The following is a 20912-nucleotide window of genomic DNA, read 5'->3' on the forward strand; positions in this document are numbered from 1 at the left end:
TAAGAGGTGAAAAATTTATGGATAACCTTAAAATATCCTAGTATTTAACCTAGGGTTCCCAAAGCAAAAGCTTAGGACAAAAAATAGAAAACTGACAAATAAATAACCTATGAAAACATTCAACATCAACCGCCGACATTTCCTGAAAGGAGCATCGGCCAGTTTGGCATTATCATCATTTGGAGCTTATGGACTTGATTTGGTAAATCCTGACAAACCATTACGCGTTGGATTAATCGGTGCTGGATGGTATGGGAAAAGTGATTTGTTCCGCCTTATGCAAGTTGTTCCAGTTGAGGTTGTGGCGCTTTGCGATCCCGATCGCAATATGTTAACACAAGCTGGCCAACTCGTGGCAGCAAGACAGAAATCCCGTAAAACGCCACGATTATACGGGGATTACAAAAAACTATTGGCCGAAAATCAGCTTGATATTGTACTCATTGGAAGTCCGGATCATTGGCATCCTTTGCAAATGATTGATTCGGTGAAAGCAGGCGCACATGTGTATGTTCAAAAACCCATTTCAGTTGATGTGTTAGAAGGTGAGGCCATGGTAGCAGCAGCCAGAAAATATGGTAAAACGGTTCAGGTAGGTACACAACGTAAGTCAACTCCCCATTTAATTCAAGCCAAAAGGGATATAGTCGACACGGGGATGTTGGGCAAAATCGCCCATGTAGAAATGTATTGTTATTACCATATGCGCAATAATGGCAATCCACCTGTTCAAGCGGTGCCCGACTTTTTTGATTATGAGATGTGGACAGGTCCAGCACCGCTTCGTCCTTACGACGGCTTACCACATACCCGCTGGTGGAGAACATTCAATGAATACGGAAACGGCATCATGGGCGATATGTGCGTTCACATGTTTGATACAGCTCGCTGGATGTTAGGGCTCGGTTGGCCTAAGCGCATTAGTTCTGAAGGTGGAATCTATGTGCAAAAAGAAGGCAAATCTAACATTGCTGATACGCAAACGGCTGTTTTTGAATATGATGGGCTGAATTGTGTATGGCAGCACCGTACTTGGGGAACACCCCCAGATCCTGAATATCCATGGGGACTTACGATATATGGCGAAAAAGGGACTTTGCGGATGAGTACGATGAAATATGATTTCACGCCTACAGACCCTAAAGCTCAAAAATTACATGGGGAATGCGTCTTTGAAAAAGAAAAATACCCCGAAGATTTAACGGAGGACCGTATCGAATTAAATGCCGCACCTGCAACGAGATTACATATGTTGGACTTCCTAGCTGCCATTGACAAAGGCACAAAGCCCATAGCTGATATTCAGGAAGGTCATATTTCAACGGCGTCGTGTATATTGGCGAATGTTTCAATGAAATTAGGCCGACCGCTTTCCTATGATCCTACCAGTAAAACCGTTATCAATGATCCTGAGGCAACAGCCTTATTAGCAAGAAACTATCGTCAACCTTGGTCACGTAATGAATTAAACGCATGAAAAAATTACTTCTAACCCTATTATTAGCCCCATGTTTCGTTTGGGCACAAAATGGTCTTCAATTATTAGAAAACCTTAAGCGTATTGAGTCAACTGGCACTGTTTTGCACATTGCTGCGCACCCGGATGATGAAAGCACACATATGTTGGCCTGGTTCGCCCAAGAACAACATTGGGAAACCAATTATTTTGCTTTCACGCGTGGCGATGGGGGCCAAAATCTCATTGGCGATGAGCAAGGCATTCCATTAGGACTCATTCGGACACAAGAGTTATTGGCTGCAAGAAGAATCGATGGCGCAAATCAACACTTTTCGCAGGCCTTCGATTTTGGTTTTTCGAAGTCAACGGATGAGTCGTTGAGTTTTTGGAATAAAGAATTGGTGCTTTCCAATTTAGTGTATGTCATTCGGAAATTACGTCCAGACATCATATTCACCCGTTTTCCGCCAGATGCACGCGCGGGACATGGGCACCATTCGGCGTCTGCAGTCTTAGCGATTGAGGCCTATCAAGCAGCTGCAGATCCAAAACGCTTTCCAGAGCAATTGAAAGGGGATATTAAACCTTGGAAAGCGACTCGTTTGCTTTGGAATACCTTTCGATTTGGTAGTTCTTCGACAGTTTCAGACGATCAATTCAAGATTCAAATTGGCAATTTCTTACCCAGCATAGGACAAAGCACGGGGGAGCTGGCTGCGTTTAGTAGGAGCCAACATAAATCTCAGGGTTTCGGATTTGCGGTAGACCATGGAAAATCGACCGAATATTTTCAAACCTTGGGAGGTGTTGCACCTAAAAATTCGATTCAAGAGGGGGTAACGAACCACTGGCAAAGTAGTTATGCCGGCGCAGAAATAGAGCGCATGATAGGGCTTATTATTCGCAATTACCAAACGGAAAAGCCTTATTTAAGCATACCAGATATGATTCAAGTACGCAAATCCTTAAATAAATTGGATGATTCGTATTTGAAGGCAAAGAAAATTAAGCAGATTGATGAGTGGATTGTTCAAGCAGCCGGAATACATTTCGCGGGAAGTACCAATCGTGGAACTATTGCACAAGGAGATGCCATGAACATTAAAACGGAATTTATTGTGCGTAGTCCGGTTCATGTGACGTCATTAAAACTTTCTATTGGCGAAAAAGATACCGTATTAAAGGAGTCAATTGTTCCTTACAAACGCGTAAATTGGAACCATACGCAACAGATTCGTCAATCAATTACGCAGCCATATTGGTTAGTTAATACCAAAGAAACTGGGCATTTTGTGGTGAAGGATCAAGAGAAGATTGGCCAAGCAGCACCAGATCCTGCATTATTGGTACATGCATTTTTAACCATTGAAGGTGAAAAATTACAGATCAGTCGGCCTATCCAAGAACTCGTAGTTGATCCGGTTAAAGGCGAATATTCCCAACCGATTGCGATTACGCCTCGTAGTATATTTCAAATTAATCATCCCAATATTTTGTTACCGAAGGGTTCGGGCGATTCGAAGTCATTTGAGATTCAGATTAAGGCGATGGGAGCTATCGCATCAGGGAAAGTGGATGTGTTAAATCAAGCGGGAACTCGTTTGGGAACATTGGATCTTCCAGAAGGACTAGCAATGGGAATGAGCCAAAATGTTTCCATTACTGTGCGTGAGAAGGATCAAAAATTTGATGGTAAGGAGACCTGGAAATTGCAATTGGCCTATGAGACAAGCCGTGGAAATTGGGTAGATTCTTTACAAATGGAAAGTATAAATTACCCACATATTCCAGTACAGCGTTATTTTTCGCCTGTTTCGGTCAATTTACTGCACATTGATTTTAAGAAAACGGGCAAGCGCATTGGGTACATTAAGGGGGCAGGAGATAAGGTTCCTGAGAGTTTAACACAAATGGGATATCAGGTGGATTACCTGCTTGAATCTGATTTGAAGGCGTCTAATTTAGCTCAATATGATGTGGTTTTGACGGGTGTTCGGGCACATAATACCGTGGATTACTTATCCAATGCCCATGCGGAATTAATGAAATATGTGGAGAATGGTGGTAATTATGTGGTTCAGTACAACACACAAAGTAATTTAGGTCCATTAAAAAGCCAAATGGGTCCATACCCGTTGGCCATTACCCGTAACCGAATTACCAAAGAGGAAGCGGCACCAAAATTCCTTGTGGATCTTCCTATTTTTCACAAGCCAAATGAGATAAAGGAATCAGATTTTGCTGATTGGGTTCAGGAACGCAGCATTTACTTAGCTGAATCATCTGATCCAAACTTTACGTTTCCTTTAGCGTTTACGGATCCGGGTGAATCGGAACAAAAGGGTAATATTGCCATCGCTCGTTACGGAAAAGGTCAATTTATTTACACGGGACTTGTATTCTTCCGACAATTGCCTGCTGGGGTACCAGGGGCGTGGAGATTAATGGCAAATATGTTAGACGCTAGACGCTAGACGTTAGACGCTGGACGGTAGACGGAAGACGCTAGACCTTAGACGTTAGACGCTAGACGTTAGACGCTGGACGCTGGACGGTAGACGGAAGACGCTAGACGTTAGACGTTAGACGCTAGACGTTAGACGCTGGACGTTAGACGCTGGACGTTAGTCCGCAAGCTAAAGGCTGAAGTTAAAAATAAATCGTTAAGCCCAGACTTTATCTGGGGATAAACAAACAAGGTATGTTACATCACAGTGTATTTTTAAAATTCAAGTCGGAGACCTCGGAAACGGAGCAAGCTTATTTCATTGCGGAAGCAAGGAAGCTAGCTCAAATACCTGGCGTCATGAATCTTGAAGTCCTACTTGAATTCAATGCTACCAATCCGTACACGCATGGATTAGGTATGGATTTTGAGGACCAAGCTGCTTATGATCTCTATTCTAACCATCCCATTCACAATCGATTTGTGCAAGAGGTTTGGATACCGCGTGTGGAAAAGTGGCAGGAAATAGATTATAGAGTGAAGAAGTAAGAGGTGAGAGTGAAGAGGTAAGAGGATAGAGATAGTAGGTGGGTGTAATTAGTAACAATGGACTAGCGACTTGTGGCTAGCGACTTAAAAAACATGATTCAAATTTTTAATAAATCCCTTCCATTCTCCGGTAAAACGGCCATAATTTCCAATGGGAAATCCTATAGCTATGCAGCATTACATCAAGCATCGGCCAACTTTGCTCAATTACTTTTAGAAGAAACGGATGATTTAGCTGAGGGGCGTGTGGCATTTATGGTTAACCCGGGATTCGATTATGTTCGCGTTCAATGGGGTATATGGCAAGCAGGAGGAATTGTGGTTCCACTTTGTTTAAGTTATCCATTACCATCATTGCGCTATACCATCGAGAATTCAGGGGCATCGGTGATAGTTGTTTCACCGGAGTTTGAAGAAACGCTGAAGGACTTAGCCGATGAATTAGCGTGTAGACTAGTCGTATTGGGTAAAAATGACCAAGCAAAAACGCTAAAAGCTTTACCTGAAATAGATGATGCGCGCGGTGCGATGATCTTATATACCAGCGGAACGACGAATTTACCCAAAGGAGTTGTAAGTACTCATGCTAATCTAAACGCACAAATAAGCTCATTAATTGAAGCATGGAAATGGTCTTCCGATGATTCAACGGTTTGTGTCTTACCTTTGCATCATGTCCATGGCGTGGTAAATGTAGTTTCATGTTCCTTGTGGGCAGGGGCAAGCTGTGAATTCATGCCCAATTTTAGCGAGAAAGCCATTTTCGACCTTATTGAGTCACAAAGAATCAATGTATTCATGGCAGTGCCAACTATCTATTTCAAACTGATAACGTATTGGGAAGCTTTGCCAAAAGTAGAACAAAATGCGGCAACAAATTCTTTGGCAAAACTCCGATTAATGATTTCAGGATCAGCGGCATTGCCTGTTTCGGTGATGGAGCGATGGAAAAATATATCGACGCATTTGTTATTGGAACGCTATGGGATGACGGAAATCGGGATGGCGTTGAGTAACCCTTACGATGGACCACGCGTAGCAGGACATGTTGGATATCCTTTACCAGGCGTATCCGTACGCTTATCAGATGAAGGGGAAATTCAAGTGAAAGGAGCAACGGTTTTTAAGGAATATTGGAATAAACCTGAATCCACAGCTGAATCCTTCACGGCAGATGGCTGGTTTATGACAGGGGATATCGCAACGATAGATGAATTGGGAGGCTATCGAATTTTGGGCCGAAATTCTGTAGATATCATTAAATCAGGAGGTTATAAAATATCTGCCTTGGAGATAGAGGAGGTATTGCGCCAATACCCTGGAATCGCCGATTGTTCAGTTGTAGGTCTACCTAATGATGAATGGGGCGAGCTAGTTGCGGCGGCCATTGTAACGAAAAATCAGATAGATGATAAAGCTTTGCATGCGTGGATGCGCGAACAAATGCCTGCTTACAAAACCCCGCGAAAATATGTGATTTTAGCAGATTTACCTCGTAATGCAATGGGGAAAGTCACCAAAAAAGATGTTGTCCATTTAATTCAATAATATGTTAATACGCGGAGTAGCTTTACTAGCTGGTTGTTACATCATCGGTCAAATCATAGGAGAAAGCCTCGGGCATTTTATTGGAATCAATAATAATGTAGGGGGCGTTGGTTTTGCCATGTTGCTCCTGATTTTTTCTCAAAACGAATTAGAAAAACATAATGTATTCCATGTTGAAATGGGAGAGGGGGTTATGTTTTGGAGCAAGATGTACATCCCAGTAATCGTAGCCATGTCGGCCGTACAAAATGTGCGTGTAGCGTTTCATAATGGCATTTTAGCGTTACTAGCGGGTATTTTGCCAGTCGCATTGTGTTTAATCTTTATGCCCATTCTTTCCAAATCAAAAGCAGAATAACATGGAATATATTATCGAGTTATTGGATAAGAATGGATTAATCGTAGCGTTTTTAGTGACGGGTATTTTGGTTTATATTTCTGAAGGAATTTCGGTCAAATTGACCCGTAAAAAGCTACCAGGGTCAGCAATTGCCATCTTTTTAGGTTTGGTTATCGCGTACATTGGAGGGGTAGTAACAGGAGGAAAAAATGGCATTGCTGATGTGGCAGGTTTAGCAGGATTCAAAGTCATGGGGGGAGCCATGTTTCGGGATTTTGCCATTGTATCCACGGCGATGGGAGCTAGTTTCGCTGTCATCAAAAAAACGGGATCAGTTGGCATTTTATCACTTTTTCTTGGCGTAATCTTCTCATTTATTGCGGGAGTAGGCATTGCCTTAGCGTTTGGGATTACTGATGCAGCAAGTCTCACGACCATAGGCGCAGGCGCATGTACTTTTGTGGTAGGACCAGTGACAGGCACCGCCGTTGGAGCAAGCTCCGATATTATCGCCATTAGTATAGCTGCTGGTGTGGTTAAATCCATCTTAGTAACGATAGGAACACCGTTTATAGCACCGTATATCGGATTAAATAATCCCAAATCCGCGATGATTTTTGGCGGATTGATGGGAACCACAAGTGGTGTAGCAGCTGGTCTCGCCTCAACAGATCCTAAATTAGTACCTTATGGTGCGATGACAGCGACATTTTATACAGGATGTGGCTGCTTGATGTGTCCTTCGGTCCTGTATTTCGCAATGAAAGCTTTAATGTAGAGACGCAAAGTATTACGTAGCTTCACTACCTTGCCAAAGCACGCAAACCACCCCCAATCACCATCACTGCAGCATAAACGGTAAATGCTAACGTAAATAATCCATCAGCAACTGTTTGACCGAATACCTGGTAAGGTGCCCAAAGCAAGGCTAGTGTACTCACCAATAATAACCCGATCAACACAATTTTTATCCAGTTATTCCGACGTGTTTTTTTTAATTCAAAGGCCAATAAAATTCCTTCGCTCACATAACTGAAAAGGAAAATAATCAACAAGCTGTAGGCAAGGGTTTTGATGCTGTTCATATTCATATCTTTTTGTTTTTCTTGAACCAAAATTAGATTTGTTGTCCGCCAAAATTTGGCGACTTATAAGAAATTTACGATATTGGTAAAAAAAAGATGCACCCATCCGAACGCCTTCGCGAAATCAATAGCCTACTCTTGCAAAAATCCTTTCAGGTGAACTATGCGTCGATTTCAGCATATTTGTCGGAACAGTTTGATATTGCTAACTACGCTGAACGTTCATTTAGTCGAGATATAAAAGATCTTAAAGAGCTCCTTCAAATTCGCTATCCACAATTACATGATACGGCCGGAGAACTGATTAAATTTTCTCGCGCGCAGAATCGATTCTACCTAATCAGAGATGATATTTCGGCCTTTCCGAGCATCTCCGATAAAGAATTAAGCCAAATCGCCTCGACAATTGAACAGAATAAACACTTATTTAGTGGAGGTGCAGGTGAGGGACTTGTCAATAAACTACGCGCAATAGCATTGGAAAATAGTATGGCGCGAAACCACGATATGCTAGCCTGGTCGGCGATTGAACTCGTAAAAGATGGCGAACGTTCGGGAGCTGATTTAATCCCAATTATCTTAGAAAATATCCACGCAAAAAAAGTCGTTTTATTTTCCCACCGAGGCTTAAGCGCTCAGTCGAAACTGAAACAAACACGAGGTATTCCATTAATGTTGAAGGAATACAACAATGGCTGGTATACCGGTTGGTATGTACTTTTCCAAGCCATAGAAAAAGATACTACCCACATAAAAATTGAGCTAGAGAAGCTTCAATTGTACGCCTTAGACCGCATTGTTTCAGTAAGTTCCATACAAGAACAACCTCGTGTGCGTATTCATCCGGAATTCCGTCCTGCTGATTATTTCAAAAATTGCCTCGGGTTATTTAGAAGTAATAGCCAAAAAGCGATGAACATATCCTGTCGGATGGAGAAAGATAGCTGGATGCTGAACTACATTGAAAAATATCCTATTCATGCAAGCCAACAAATTAGTCGAGAAAATGAGTCGAGTGTATTGGTCCAACTGACATTAGAAATTGACCAAGAAGTAGAAAATTTCTTTCTACGATTCGCTCAGGAAATACGCGTAATTGAACCAGAAAAATTGGCGCAAGCAATAAAAAATGGATTAGAAAAGGGAATTTTAAATTATTGTTAATGCAGAAAAATTCCCTCGTCGTGCCGTACGGACTTCGCTCGTGAAAAATCGATGGACTTAACCGAATTCAGAATAAACTTCAAGCCTTGCCACAGATGATTTTGATAAACTGAATCTTGGTAATTTGATTTATCATGGCCTAGCGTCGTCACCCACACATGACCTCCTTGAAATTTTTGGGTCCAAACCGCAGGGAAATATCCTTTATACGAACCGCTATGTTGAGTAACCAAATCCGACTGTTTCCCATCCAAACTGCTCAAATCATGCATCATCAATACCTGAATGCCTGGGTATAATTCTTTTCCAAAATAACATTCATCTTCTTTTTCCCAGCGTAAAGGCACGCCCTGCATCGAAGGATGCTCTGAAGCAATCGTTAATATCCGAAATGGCTGAAATTTAGCATGCCAGGAGAAGGTTTCCCCAACCATCATCTTAAACCAAGGCCAATTACGCTCCGTTCCCGTCACCGAATGCACGCCCACAAATCCACCACCGGCCTCCAGGTAATGTCGAAAAGCCAAGCGCTGGGCATCCGTAGCAAAGACGTCATTATTGGTACTCGTAAAAATCAAGGCCTGGTATTTTGCCAAATTTGCTTCCGTGAAAACGGCAGGGTCATCCGACACATCAACTTGAATCTGATGCGCCTTGCCTAACCCTTGGAAACAAGCCACCGCTGACGCAATATTGTCATGCACATAGCCCGGACCGTTTTTGGTATAAACCAATACCCTTGGATTCGGCTTTGAAAAACCTGAATGAACCAAGAAAAAACTAGCCAAAATAAATAAACAAATTGTTCGCATCGAATTAGGGATTTACACCGTATTGGTCAACTAAATAAATAATAGCAGCTATGTTAACAGCACCTAATAGCAATTCGCGTTTATTGACATTTTCAAATACATCCGTTTTCGCATGATGTAAATCAAAATAGCGCTGGCTGTCGGGTACTAAACCTGCTATCACAGTTGCTGGATTTACCCGCGCCAAAGGCCCGATATCCGTTCCGCTTCCACCAAAAGTCACTTCACATCCGTAAGGTTTCAACAGGGTAGACCAGGCTTGGAATTTCTTAAATGCCTCCTTGGAAGCGGTCATACCAATCGAACGAGGCGTAAATCCACCCTCATCACTCTCAAGGGCCATGATGTGATTCTCATTATTTTTTTTTGCTTGATTCGCATACTCATTTCCTCCTCGTACACCATTTTCCTCATTCGCAAATAACACAAATCGAATGCTACGCTTAGGCTTGTAATTTAAGGCCTTAAAAACACGCAAAACTTCCATGGTATGTACAACGCCCGCACCATCATCATGCGCGCCTTCATTAACGTCCCAACTATCTAAATGTCCACCCAAGGTTATATACTCATTAGGAAATTCAGATCCCTTAATTTCTGCTACAACATTATTTTCATCGGCATCTGGCAAGAAAAAGCCATAGGTCTGCATCTGCATTTTGACAGGTCCTTTCTTAGCTAATGCATAAAGCATCTTGGCATCATTGGGTCCTACAGCCAGGGCAGGAATTTTTGGATATGCTTCATCATAAACCATAGCCCCTGTATGAGGCGCATTATCCGGAGCCGTACTCAAGGAATGAATCATGATGCCCACTGCACCGTATTTCGCAGCACGTGACGCACCAGACCGACGATACACGCCGCTTTCGCCATAAGCTTTGAAGGTTTGGATTTTAGTTTCATCAAATACACTGTGGAAATAAACAATTTTACCTTTGACCTCGTCCTTCCGCATTTCCAATTCATCAAAGTTGGCAACTGCCAAAACCTCCGCCTCAATCATGCCATTCGATCCCATCGAATTCCCTAAAGCTAATACAGCCAAAGGTTGAATGCGCGATTCTCCGTTTACACCTACAATGGATGCAAAATCATTTCCGCCACGTTTCCAATTGGGCGTTTTGCAAGCTTGAAAGAACACTTTATCTGGACCAAGGGCCTCCAAATTACGTTTACCCCATTCAGCTGCTTGTTGTTGTTGTGGTGAACCTGCTAAACGGCCACCAATCTTCTTGGTCAATTCATAGAGTAAATCATATGCTTTGCCGTTCGTCATGATCTCGTCCGACATGCGTTTAATGAATAGACTATCTTTTTGAGCAATTGATGAAAAGCCGACTAATACGGTCAGAAATAGGGTCGTGATTACTCTCATGTAGGTTTAGTGTTTTAATGAATCTTAAATATAGCAATAAAAATTACGGATAGTCCATTTTCAAACATTGGAAATCGTAGAAGAAATCGCTAATTTTTGAATAAATCCAATCGACTGCATGTACAAATACCTTTTCATTTGCTTACTATTCATGTCTAGCACTGCTTTTGCGCAGAAAATCAACGAAAAACAAGCCATCAAACAAGTCATCCGCCACATGTTCTCCGCCATGCAAACAGGAGATACAGCCTTGTTTCGCACATGTTTTTCGCCCAATGTAATTTTCCAAACCATTGTTACAAAGGAAAATCAAACACAAGTAAAAACGGAGGATTTTGAATCGTTTTTGAGAAATCTAACAAAGTACCCCCAGGGAGCACTCGATGAACGCATCAAATTCAATGGACTACATGAAGATGGCGCCATGGCGAGTGTTTGGACACCTTATCAATTCTTTTATCAAGGTAAATATGCTCACCAAGGGGTTAACTCGTTCCAATTGGTAAAAATGGGTGATGTATGGAAGATTCAATACTTACTAGACACCCGTCGGAAATAATCAAAAAACCTTTCGCATTAACGTAAGTTATACATTTCAACAAACCTTTTTTTATGAAATACTTTTTGGCCATTTTATGCTTTTGGGCATTCCAATTAAAAGCGCAACAACCCCAAATACACACTGATCGAATCAACATCGCCCGAGACACTTATGGCGTTCCACACATATTTGCCCCAACTGATCCTGAGGTCGCCTATGGACTAGCCTGGGCGCATGCAGAGGATGATTTCAAAACGATTCAAACCTTGATCCTGACAGGTAAAGGAAAGCTTTCGACTTATTTAGGAAAGAAAGGGGCTCCGGTGGATTATGTCTTTGGCTTATTGAATACGAGGAAGGTGGTGGACCAGCAAATCAAATCGATGGACCCGCGCTTTATTCAGTTGGTGCAAGGCTACCTCATGGGCTTAGCAGCTTATGGTAAAGCACATCCACAAGAAGTCTTGAATCAACACGTCTTTCCCATCCAGTTAGAAGACTACATCGCCACCACCATGTTCTCAGTCGCTATCTTCTGTGGTGTAGATAAAACTTTGCCCAAAATCCTCGATGGGTCTATTCCACATTTAACGGGATTCACGGGAGAAGGTAGCAATGCTTTTGCGATTAAGAGTTCCAAATCAGCTTCAGGCGAACCGATGTTGGTCATTAATGCCCACCAACCGATCGAAGGAGCAACGGCTTTCTACGAGGCGCATTTACAAAGCGAGGAAGGTTGGAATATCTTAGGAGGTTTGTTTCCTGGTGGACCCTTGATTTTTCATGGCGTTACGCCAAATCTCGCATGGGCACACACAGTGAATTTTCAGGATAAAATCGATGTTTATCAATTACATACCGACAAAGCTCATCCAGGCCAATATGAAGTAGATGGCGAGTGGTTGGCCCTCGAAAAACGAAAAATCAAATTAAGCATCAAAGGCATTCCATTTCCAGTAAGCAAGTTGGCCTACACATCCATTTACGGACCTACGGTAAAAACGCCGAATGGGGCGTATTTTGCTATCCGGGTACCGGCCTTATTTGATGCAGGTGCATTACAGCAATGGTATGCGATGAACCGCTCGACGAATTTTCAGGAGTTTAAAGCGGCGTTGGAGCAAAATCATTTGCCCATGTTCAATATCATGTATGCGGATAAGGCAGATAACATCTTTTACATTTCGAATGGAAAGATGCCTTACCGCAACGCGGATGCTAAATACAATTGGGCCTCTACGATTCCAGGCAATACACGAGCGACGCTTTGGGATAAATTTAAACCCTTGGAAGCCTTGCCTCAGTATTTAAATCCGAAGAGTGGGTATTTATTCAATACGAATCATTCCCCGTTCTTAGCGACGAGCGCGGATGAAAACTTGAATCCAGCGCGTTTCGACAAATACGATGGTTATGAAACCTATCACAATAACCGCAGCCAGCGGGCCAAAGATTTAATCGATGGATTTGATAAAATCTCTTGGGAGGATTTGAAGCGGATTAAATTCGATCGCCAATTACCCGCGAAGATTTTATATCCATATGGTTTAGATGCATCTGTACTTTTTAATTTGCAGGAAACGAAATATCCTGGTTTAGCTACGATCATTCAAGGCATCAAGCTATGGAATCATGTAACGGATATCGAGAGTGTAGGTGCGTTGTATTATAACATTGCCTATTATCATGCGTCCAAAATACGCAAAACAGGTTCCAAAGATCCGTTGACCGAGGCAGAAGCCATTCAGTTATGCCAATATGTACATGATTTCCTGATGAAGAACTACGGCCGACTGGATGTGAAATTAGGCGAATACCAGCGATTGGTGCGAGGAAAGGAGGATTGGCCACAGGCAGGAATGCCGGATGTCTTGGCCGCGGTGATGTCGGAGCCATTGGGTGAATCTAAACGCAAGATGAACAGTGGGGATGCCTACATCGGGTTTGTTAAATTTCCCAAAGATGGCGGCCTACCATTGATTGAGACGGTGAATACCTTTGGGGCGAGTTCCCACCCAGAATCCAAGCATTTCGCGGATCAGCGGGCGATGTATCAGGCCCAACAAACGAAACGTATGACCTTAGATAAAGCTGAGGTGCTGAAAACGGCGGAACGGGTGTATCATCCAGAGTAAGGTTAATTTACTAAATTGAGTGAAAATTATTTGACGTTTAAAATAGTGGAGGAGTACAAATTGTATATCAATCAAATGAAAATCAATGAGTTAAACCCATTAAAACATATTGAAGCCATGTTAGCCAATGGTAGATTACTATTTCTTAAAATTATCCTTGCTTTATTTCTTCTACCTATTTGTACTTATGGGCAAAGCAAAAAGGAACAAATTGCCCAATTGAATCAGAAAATTGATTCATTATTTATAGTATCGCAAGCATTTCAATTTAAAACTGATTCTTTGACTCGGGTTATAACTAATTCAGAAAAACTTTTTAATCAAACCAAAGATGAATTAGAGGCCAAATTAGGTCAATTGGAAAGATATCAAATTCAAAATCAAATTAACTATACTGAACTCGAAAACGATTACGAATCACTCAAACAAAATTTTGAGGTTCTTTCAAATAAAAGTTTAGAAAAAGACCGGTTTATAACTAAAAAAACTTCTCTAAAAGATTCCATTATTAATTCTCTTCAAAATGCTAATCAACTTTTATCGAATACCATAAAAGCAAGTAATATTAAAACGATAAAAATTGGCACACAGATTTGGATGCAAGATGATCTGAAGGAGACACATTATAATAATGGAGACCTGATCTTGCAAGCCCAAACACCAGAAATATGGGAAGATTATGGAAAAAGAGGTTTAGGTTGTTACCGGGTTTTAAGTAATGGAACATATACCTATAATGGTTATGCTTTAGACGATAAGCGAGGTATTGTTCCTGCGGGTTATGTTGTACCAACTTATTATGATTTTGAAACCCTTTTCAAGTTTCTTGGCGGAGGGAATTCTAGAAACGGTAAAGCAGTACTATCAATGGCTACTTATCCAATAAATTTTGACTCACATGACGGTGAAAAAGGACCTTTCAAATTTATCTCGAATGGTAAATCAGGATTTAATGCTAAGAAAGGTGGATTTGTGTATAATCATGGAGATATTGATGGAATGTGGAATTATGATTTCAACTGTTCATATTGGTGGACATCTACTTCCGAAAAAATTGAATGGAGGGATGAAGTAGTTGGAGCTAAAAGGGTTGTCGATATAGGTTATTGCTCTCAAGATTTAGGAGGCGGATTTAATGGAGATCAAACTCTCCCATTAAGTTTTGGATTCGCTGTTAGGCCGATAAAAAAGATTCAAGACATTGCCAAAAAAGAAGATCCTAATCTGAATACTTCACAAAACTTTAAAAGTGATGTATTTAAAAATGAAGGCAAATTAGCTCAAGAATGGACTTTTGATTCATTGCCTTTGAAGGGTATCGATAATGGTGCCGAAACAGGTGAAATTACTTTCTTCATTCGAATCAATGAAAAAGGAAACGTTACAGAAATTAGAATTGACCGAACTAATGTGAAATTATCACTGGCAGAGCGCTACAAAAAACTCATCAAAAATGCTCGCTTCTCTCCCAAAAGTGAAGGAATCAGACAAGGAGCTAGTGGATACAAAACCATAAGAATTGTGCCTACCAACTAACTAAATACTATTCTCTTTTTAGAAACATTATTAAACAAAAAGCCCCACGATCTCTCGTGGGGCTTTTTTATACAACAAATTCAAATCTTATTTGAATCCAATCTCACCTAATCCTTTATGTGAAATAACGATCGCCTCCATCGGTGTTTCGTTCACACAAGCATCTTGCTCCACATAGTAATATTTCATACCCGCTACTTTAGCATTTGCTAAAATACGTTTGAAGTCAATGTTTCCTTTACCTACAGGGGCAAAACGCCCTTGGTCATCCATGTCCTTCACGTGCCAAATTTTGAAACGGCCCGGGTATTTATTGAAATAAGCCACAGGATCAGCACCCGCTTTGGTTACCCAATACAGGTCCATCTGGAAATTGACAAACTTTTTATTACAATTCTCTAATAGATAATCAATGGTAACAATGCCATCCGCATCCTTGACAAACTCAAAATCGTGGTTGTGGTATAATAATTCCAAACCAGCAGCATGGCATTTCTCACCTAATTTGTTCAATACATCAGCCAAATTCTTCGCACCACCTTTCATCGCCATTCGCTTATTTACCGAATCAAAGTAAAACAAGCCCATTGGAGGAACCGGGATAACAAAATACTTAAAGCCAGCTGTCTTTAAATCAGCGATTTGTTGGTCTATGTTTTCAAAAGTAACGGTTCCCTGGTGAGCTGAGATGGGTGTTAAATGCATTTCGTCCAACAATGCCTTAAAATCAGCAGGAGAGAGGTTATAGAATTTTCCGTTATTATAGCCGGCAGATTCGATATTGACATAACCTGCATCGGAAACCGCTTTTAATGTCGCTCGAGCATCTTTACTCATGTCATTACGAACGGTGTAAAGTGCTAATCCTCCGAAAGGTTTATCGGCAGGTTTAAAAGATACGAATGCAATCGTAATGATTGCACAGATGCCTAGTACGCAGGCAATGAGTTTATTCATTTTCATAGATGAAAGTTTTATAGGTTAAACTTGAGTTACAAAAATAAGGGAATGTTTGAAGGTAAAAAATGATTTTCTGTATTGTAGGGACTTTTTATCAAAAAGATACAATTGCCCAAAGCAAAAGCCAATGACCCATCAAAAGCCTATTCAAATAAATCCAATTAGCCTTAATCTGACTCATACGAACGCAAACTCCCTCCACACATGTCATTATCGGCTTGCGTTTTCAACCACAACTTTAAGTATTTGGTACGCTGTTTCGTAAAATCTTCTGCGAATGAATTAACACACATCGTGATTGAACTGCCATAGCCGTCACTCTTGGGATACTTCATATTTATTTCAGCCTTTCTGAAATTCACCCAAATTCGTTGGGATTCCTTTAAGGCTTTTATGAATTCGACATTTTTGGCATATCGAAATAAAATGGTCTTGTATACGAAATTCAACTCTTTATCCGCTTTTAAATAATCTTTATACGATGTTTCGTTCATATCCCCCTGCGTCTGGGAATACGAATAAATCGATAAAAAGAGTAAGGAGAATAATATCAAGAACTTTTTCATAGGATGGTTTTACAGGTTATTCAATCAAAGAAATTAAAGATAAACATAAAATATAGTTGCATCTAACGCATTGAACGCAAATATTGACTACTTACCGTTTAATAAATTTCTAAGGAGTCGAGCCAAAATTTTGTAACTTTAAAATTGCTTATGTTTCAGAGCATGAAGACTTTAACGCCAACTTACCATTTTAACTAAATGATTCGCTTATTCTTACTATCAATTAATTTTTTGATTCTGATTTCATTATCAAGTTGTACCAATGGGAATGCGGCAGAGTCAATCGCCGACGAGACCACCAGCGATAATGCCAAAAAAGCGCCAGTAAAACCTAGCGAAAACTTTATATTTAAAGAGCTCCGATTAGCGAAGGTCATCCAAAGCAAGGTTATGAAACCGAAGGACTCTTTGTCCATTTTTGAACCCGCTATCAATTCTCCCAAATCAGTTATCTATTCCAAAGATGGTAGTAAATTTTACATTAATTCATTGGAAGGTGGCGTAACGGCGGTTTTTGACACAAAAACTTTTCGCAAGTTGAAAGAAATTCGGCACGATTTTAATGCTGGTAACAATTCGCTTTTTAAGAACAACGAAAACACCGTTTTTGACTACAAATTCAAACAAGTAAAAAAGGAATACAATTACTTTTCTGGCAAGCCTGTGGAAAGTTGTTTGTCGCATGATGGGAAATACCTGTGGGTAACCTATTACCGCCGCAACTTCGATGCGAAAGCTGAATCACCTTCTGCTGTAGCCATCATTGATACGGAGCAAGATCAAATCGTGCGCGTGATGCCATCAGGTCCTTTGCCTAAGATGATTGCCTGCTCGAATGACAATAAATTCATCGCTGTCACGCACTGGGGAGATAATACGGTGGGATTAATCGATATTTCAAGTTCTGACCCCATGGAATTTACCTACGTTTCGCACATTGTGGTGGATAAGCGCCTGAGCTTGAACTTCTCACAATCCGATAATCGGGATCAAAATTGTGGTAATTGCCTACGAGGGACAACTTTTACACCCGACAACAAAAACATATTAATTGCCAAAATGGGGGGTAATGGAATTGCCATCATCGATGTAAATGCCAAAAAATATGTGGGTACCATTACGGGATCCTACCAAAATCTTAGACATTTGGTGATTAATCAGGACCAGTTGATTCTGAGTTCCAATAAGTTTGGATATGTTCAAAAAGCCAAGATTAACGATATTTTAACTGCGGGACCCAATCAACAAAATCAAATCGAATTTAAGGATTGGCAAACCGTAAAAGTAGGAACAGGAGCTCGTACGATTGACGTAACCAAAGATGGTAAGATAATTTTTGCCTGTGTAAACAATGAAAGTAAGGTCGCAGTAATTGATGCAGAATCCATGAAAGTTATCTCCGAACTGCGCGTTGCATCCTTTCCTGTGGGAATGTCACTTTCACCGGATGACAAGCAACTCATCATTACCTCACAAGGTAAGAGTGGGGTGTTAAATTCGGGGAATACCGTAACTGTATTCGATGTCGTATATAGTAAAAAGTAATTTGAAACAAACTCATAGATAACCAACGAATTTCCCATGACTAAATATATTGGAATCCTTTTTGTAGCAATGACGATTTACGCTTGTGGTAAACTTGAGTTAAAACCATTGCCACCTGTTGCCAATAAAGTCAGTATTTCAACAAACGTTGTTTCTTCCATTACCCACAATAGCGCTGTAGTGGGTGGAACCGTTAATTCTGTTGGGGAGTCAGCCATGCTCGAACGAGGGGTATGTTATGCTACTACCCAAAACCCAACAGTTAGAAACCCAAAATTGAAGGATGCTTTCCTAGGAGCAGGTAGTTTTCAGCTTACTTTACAAGGCTTAACGGCTGATACCAAATATTTCGTAAGAGCATATACGGTAAGCGCTAAGGACACGGCCTATGGTGAGAATTTGGATTTTACGACTAGCTCCTTAGTGCCTAGCATTACCACGAATGAGGTGAATAATGTGACAACTTCCAATGCGATCGTCGTAACTAATGTAACATCGATCGGAGCGGGCCCATTGACACAAAGAGGTGTTTGTTGGTCTACAACTACCAACCCAACCATCGCCAATGATAAATCAACAGATCCCCTAACTTTGGGAAATCAAAATTCGAAAATTAGTGGATTGAAGCAGAATACCCGCTATTATGTCCGCGCATTCGCTGCAAATAGTTTTGGGATAACCTATGGTAAAGAGCTGAATTTCACAACTCCATTACCTACTACTGAGGATCTCAATCAAGTTAAATTTATCAATAATAACATTGGATTTATAGCAGGAAATCGAGTAATTCTGAAGACTGTTAATGGGGGAGATACTTGGATAAAAATTCGCGAAAGCTCGTCGGTCAACTTCACCAGCATTCATTTTGAAAACGAGAATTTAGGCTATGCGGGGGGGAATGACCAAAATTATGCCTATATCTACAAGACAACGGATGGAGGTTTAACATGGATACAAGTGGCCAGAGACTGGAATGGCAATAATCGACTCAAGGTTACTGGAATTGTAAGCTCAGGTACAAGCAAGGTCAGTTGTTTGATTAACTCCTATCCCAATATATCCCAAATATATGGCAAAATACTTGCTTCAGCGGATGCAGGGGCCAATTGGTCTAGTATAACTCCTTCAAAAATAGTGGGCTTCAATTGCGTTGATGTGAATAGCTCTGGTGTTCAATTTATAGGAGGAAGTGTATTTTGGTCAGGGTCTATTTATAACGTTTCTATCTATTCTTCTCCATTTTTGTCCAATGGATCAACAACCTTAACAGAAAAAAAGCTTGATGGAGCATCAGCTATCTATGGAATTGATATGAATGGCAACAGAGGATATGCGGTAGGTTCCGACGGAAGATATTTCATATCTGGAGATGGTGGCGCGAACTGGACAATGCGATCTATTCCAGGATATATAGAAACATTGAATGCGGTTCAATTTAAAGATGATCAAAATGGCTTCATTGCGGGAGAAAAAGGCCTTTTATTAGTAACACAGGATGGCGGACTTTCCTGGTTTAAGGAGATCACTAATTATACAGGGGAATATACAAGCCTTGCCGTTAAACTTGACGGTACCGTTTTTGCGGTGGGGGAAAAGGGGGAGATTTTTAGAAAGGTGTTTTAAGTAAGTATTCTAATCATGTAGGAATCGAGGCATTTCATACCCATAAGCGATGTATCAAGTGTAACCAATGAATCAAATGGACTAAGCTAAGTTAAATGCACTTGGATTTGCTTTAAAGGTTTATAAACCGGAGTAATCAAAAAATAAACTATATTTAGGGTAAATTTTTTCACATGAACACGGTATATCGTTTTTCAAATTTTTGGGTAGTTCTTTTACTAATTTTCGGTTCACTCGAGGTATTTGCACAAACGGGAATAGGAACAACTGCGCCAAATGTTGCTGCGAAGTTGGAAATAGCCTCCACCGATAAAGGTTTATTAATTCCTCGCATGACGAAAGCGCAGCGAGAAGCAATCACGCTCACTGCTGCCGCCAATGGCCTAATGGTTTATCAAACTGATGACCTCGCGGGGTTTTATGTAAACACGAGTACAACAACTACAGTCGCCTGGATACGCGTAAATAGTAATTGGACCCGTTCTGGAAACGATATTGCCTATACGGCAGGAAACATATCAACCACCGGGGCACTTACGGGAGGAAATTCAAATACATCGTCTATATCTGGATTTGGGGCAAATGTGGTATCCGCAGCGGCTAATTATTCCATTACAGCTTCAGATAATGGGAAAGTCATTCAATCAACGGGTGCATCAGCCATTACAATAACCATACCTACAGGCCTTCCCACGGGCTTTAATTGTACCGTCGTACAAATGGGAGCGGGGCAAGTCACCTTTTCTGGTACCATTTTGAATAGAACTGGATTTACCAAAACCGCGAGTCAATATTCAGTGGTTAGCATTCTTCATTTAGGAAGTAATAACATTCTTGTGACGGGAGAAATGAGTAATTAATATGAAATCATTCATTGCATTTCTTTTTCTTCTCATTACTACTTTGAGTCGTGCTCAAATGGGATTACCCATTCAGTCGTCTCTATTGCCAAAGAATAATCTCGTGGTGAACTATGATTTTTCCAAATCAGCTGGATTTACACGTGGAGCCACAACAGCAACTAATTTAGCGGGAACTGCTTCAGGTAATCCAACCTTGTACAATTCACCTATTTTCATGAATTCCTTGGGTTTTATTTCATTCAATGGATCCAATCAATATTTGGCTACGCCAAACATTCGAACCTATTTCAAATCAGTCAATACGAGCACACAAAGGAGCTTTACCATGAGCTTTTGGTTCTACCCATTGACAGCCACCGGCG

At 40.9% G+C, this 20912-nt stretch carries 19 protein-coding genes; 14 read left to right on the plus strand and 5 right to left on the minus strand.

Features of this window, described 5'->3' with window-relative positions; all coding sequences use genetic code 11:
- Positions 1–109: 109 nt before the first annotated feature.
- The 6 genes from ACIQZ2_RS05950 to madM all read left to right on the plus strand — a co-directional run bounded on the left by ACIQZ2_RS05950 (position 110) and on the right by madM (position 7120).
- Positions 110–1477, plus strand: a complete 1368-nt coding sequence (locus tag ACIQZ2_RS05950) for a Gfo/Idh/MocA family protein (protein WP_395767933.1) — start codon at positions 110–112, stop codon at positions 1475–1477.
- Positions 1474–3933 (plus strand): PIG-L family deacetylase, encoded by a 2460-nt coding sequence (locus ACIQZ2_RS05955; RefSeq protein WP_395767934.1) that lies wholly within the window; start codon positions 1474–1476, stop codon positions 3931–3933. The genes ACIQZ2_RS05950 and ACIQZ2_RS05955 overlap by 4 nt, the downstream gene beginning before the upstream one ends.
- A 227-nt stretch (positions 3934–4160) precedes the next feature.
- On the plus strand, positions 4161–4454 hold the full coding sequence (locus tag ACIQZ2_RS05960) for a Dabb family protein (protein ID WP_395767935.1): 294 nt from the start codon (positions 4161–4163) through the stop codon (positions 4452–4454).
- Positions 4455–4547: 93 nt separating this feature from the next.
- Positions 4548–6002 carry an acyl-CoA synthetase gene (locus ACIQZ2_RS05965; protein ID WP_395767936.1) on the plus strand — a complete coding sequence of 485 codons (1455 nt, stop codon included), beginning with the start codon at positions 4548–4550 and terminating at the stop codon, positions 6000–6002.
- Between the two features lies 1 nt (position 6003).
- Positions 6004–6360 carry a malonate transporter subunit MadL gene (gene madL / locus ACIQZ2_RS05970; protein ID WP_395767937.1) on the plus strand — a complete coding sequence of 119 codons (357 nt, stop codon included), beginning with the start codon at positions 6004–6006 and terminating at the stop codon, positions 6358–6360.
- Between the two features lies 1 nt (position 6361).
- On the plus strand, positions 6362–7120 hold the full coding sequence (gene madM, locus ACIQZ2_RS05975) for a malonate transporter subunit MadM (RefSeq protein WP_395767938.1): 759 nt from the start codon (positions 6362–6364) through the stop codon (positions 7118–7120).
- Between the two features lie 25 nt (positions 7121–7145).
- Here the strand turns inward: madM and ACIQZ2_RS05980 are convergent, their stop codons facing one another.
- Positions 7146–7427 (minus strand): hypothetical protein, encoded by a 282-nt coding sequence (locus tag ACIQZ2_RS05980; protein ID WP_395767939.1) that lies wholly within the window; start codon positions 7425–7427, stop codon positions 7146–7148.
- A 96-nt stretch (positions 7428–7523) separates the two neighbouring features.
- On the opposite strand from ACIQZ2_RS05980, the gene ACIQZ2_RS05985 reads away from it, so the two are divergent.
- Positions 7524–8591, plus strand: coding sequence for a helix-turn-helix transcriptional regulator (locus ACIQZ2_RS05985; protein WP_395767940.1), 1068 nt, complete (start codon positions 7524–7526; stop codon positions 8589–8591).
- On the opposite strand, the gene ACIQZ2_RS05990 is transcribed toward ACIQZ2_RS05985, so the two are convergent.
- A complete protein-coding gene (locus ACIQZ2_RS05990) occupies positions 8588–9403 on the minus strand; it encodes a ThuA domain-containing protein (protein WP_395767941.1) in 816 nt (271 codons plus the stop codon). The two genes, ACIQZ2_RS05985 and ACIQZ2_RS05990, sit on opposite strands and share 4 nt — an antisense overlap.
- A 4-nt stretch (positions 9404–9407) precedes the next feature.
- On the minus strand, positions 9408–10781 hold the full coding sequence (locus tag ACIQZ2_RS05995; RefSeq protein ID WP_395767942.1) for a M20/M25/M40 family metallo-hydrolase: 1374 nt from the start codon (positions 10779–10781) through the stop codon (positions 9408–9410).
- A gap of 118 nt (positions 10782–10899) precedes the next feature.
- Here ACIQZ2_RS05995 and ACIQZ2_RS06000 point away from each other — a divergent pair, with 118 nt between their 5' ends.
- The 3 genes from ACIQZ2_RS06000 (at position 10900) to ACIQZ2_RS06010 (ending at position 14993) form a co-directional block, all read left to right on the plus strand.
- Entirely contained in the window at positions 10900–11340 is a 441-nt protein-coding gene (locus ACIQZ2_RS06000) for a nuclear transport factor 2 family protein (protein ID WP_395767943.1), read from the plus strand.
- 53 nt (positions 11341–11393) lie between these two features.
- Entirely contained in the window at positions 11394–13457 is a 2064-nt protein-coding gene (locus ACIQZ2_RS06005; RefSeq protein WP_395767944.1) for a penicillin acylase family protein, read from the plus strand.
- A 75-nt stretch (positions 13458–13532) separates the two neighbouring features.
- A complete protein-coding gene (locus tag ACIQZ2_RS06010) occupies positions 13533–14993 on the plus strand; it encodes an FISUMP domain-containing protein (RefSeq protein ID WP_395767945.1) in 1461 nt (486 codons plus the stop codon).
- 87 nt (positions 14994–15080) lie between these two features.
- Here ACIQZ2_RS06010 and ACIQZ2_RS06015 read toward each other — a convergent pair whose 3' ends face one another.
- A complete protein-coding gene (locus tag ACIQZ2_RS06015; protein WP_395767946.1) occupies positions 15081–15956 on the minus strand; it encodes a sugar phosphate isomerase/epimerase family protein in 876 nt (291 codons plus the stop codon).
- A 164-nt stretch (positions 15957–16120) separates the two neighbouring features.
- Positions 16121–16519, minus strand: a complete 399-nt coding sequence (locus ACIQZ2_RS06020; RefSeq protein WP_395767947.1) for a lysozyme inhibitor LprI family protein — start codon at positions 16517–16519, stop codon at positions 16121–16123.
- A 198-nt stretch (positions 16520–16717) separates the two neighbouring features.
- Between ACIQZ2_RS06020 and ACIQZ2_RS06025 the strand changes: the two genes are divergently transcribed.
- The 4 genes from ACIQZ2_RS06025 to ACIQZ2_RS06040 all read left to right on the plus strand — a co-directional run.
- Entirely contained in the window at positions 16718–18064 is a 1347-nt protein-coding gene (locus ACIQZ2_RS06025) for a hypothetical protein (protein WP_395767948.1), read from the plus strand.
- Positions 18065–18100: 36 nt separating this feature from the next.
- Positions 18101–19687: a WD40/YVTN/BNR-like repeat-containing protein gene (locus tag ACIQZ2_RS06030; RefSeq protein ID WP_395767949.1), complete on the plus strand. Its 1587-nt coding sequence runs from the start codon at positions 18101–18103 to the stop codon at positions 19685–19687.
- Between the two features lie 173 nt (positions 19688–19860).
- On the plus strand, positions 19861–20547 hold the full coding sequence (locus ACIQZ2_RS06035; protein ID WP_395767950.1) for a hypothetical protein: 687 nt from the start codon (positions 19861–19863) through the stop codon (positions 20545–20547).
- Between the two features lies 1 nt (position 20548).
- The coding region (locus ACIQZ2_RS06040) for a hypothetical protein (protein ID WP_395767951.1) at positions 20549–20912 on the plus strand (364 nt) is incomplete at its 3' end.

Origin of the sequence: Aquirufa sp., from assembly GCF_044342065.1 — a bacterium.
Lineage (GTDB): Bacteria > Bacteroidota > Bacteroidia > Cytophagales > Spirosomataceae > Aquirufa.

Bases quoted from the DNA above. Each gene is read 5' to 3' on its own strand.
- madM (WP_395767938.1), top strand. From the start codon at position 6,362: ATGGAATATATTATCGAGTTATTGGATAAGAATGGATTAATCGTAGCG.
- ACIQZ2_RS06010 (WP_395767945.1), top strand. From the start codon at position 13,533: ATGAAAATCAATGAGTTAAACCCATTAAAACATATTGAAGCCATGTTA.
- ACIQZ2_RS06035 (WP_395767950.1), top strand. From the start codon at position 19,861: ATGAACACGGTATATCGTTTTTCAAATTTTTGGGTAGTTCTTTTACTA.
- ACIQZ2_RS05985 (WP_395767940.1), top strand. From the start codon at position 7,524: ATGCACCCATCCGAACGCCTTCGCGAAATCAATAGCCTACTCTTGCAA.
- ACIQZ2_RS06015 (WP_395767946.1), bottom strand. From the start codon at position 15,956: ATGAAAATGAATAAACTCATTGCCTGCGTACTAGGCATCTGTGCAATC.
- ACIQZ2_RS06020 (WP_395767947.1), bottom strand. From the start codon at position 16,519: ATGAAAAAGTTCTTGATATTATTCTCCTTACTCTTTTTATCGATTTAT.
- ACIQZ2_RS06030 (WP_395767949.1), top strand. From the start codon at position 18,101: ATGACTAAATATATTGGAATCCTTTTTGTAGCAATGACGATTTACGCT.
- ACIQZ2_RS05950 (WP_395767933.1), top strand. From the start codon at position 110: ATGAAAACATTCAACATCAACCGCCGACATTTCCTGAAAGGAGCATCG.
- ACIQZ2_RS05965 (WP_395767936.1), top strand. From the start codon at position 4,548: ATGATTCAAATTTTTAATAAATCCCTTCCATTCTCCGGTAAAACGGCC.
- ACIQZ2_RS05955 (WP_395767934.1), top strand. From the start codon at position 1,474: ATGAAAAAATTACTTCTAACCCTATTATTAGCCCCATGTTTCGTTTGG.
- ACIQZ2_RS05980 (WP_395767939.1), bottom strand. From the start codon at position 7,427: ATGAACAGCATCAAAACCCTTGCCTACAGCTTGTTGATTATTTTCCTT.
- madL (WP_395767937.1), top strand. From the start codon at position 6,004: ATGTTAATACGCGGAGTAGCTTTACTAGCTGGTTGTTACATCATCGGT.
- ACIQZ2_RS05960 (WP_395767935.1), top strand. From the start codon at position 4,161: ATGTTACATCACAGTGTATTTTTAAAATTCAAGTCGGAGACCTCGGAA.
- ACIQZ2_RS05990 (WP_395767941.1), bottom strand. From the start codon at position 9,403: ATGCGAACAATTTGTTTATTTATTTTGGCTAGTTTTTTCTTGGTTCAT.
- ACIQZ2_RS06025 (WP_395767948.1), top strand. From the start codon at position 16,718: ATGATTCGCTTATTCTTACTATCAATTAATTTTTTGATTCTGATTTCA.
- ACIQZ2_RS06005 (WP_395767944.1), top strand. From the start codon at position 11,394: ATGAAATACTTTTTGGCCATTTTATGCTTTTGGGCATTCCAATTAAAA.
- ACIQZ2_RS05995 (WP_395767942.1), bottom strand. From the start codon at position 10,781: ATGAGAGTAATCACGACCCTATTTCTGACCGTATTAGTCGGCTTTTCA.
- ACIQZ2_RS06000 (WP_395767943.1), top strand. From the start codon at position 10,900: ATGTACAAATACCTTTTCATTTGCTTACTATTCATGTCTAGCACTGCT.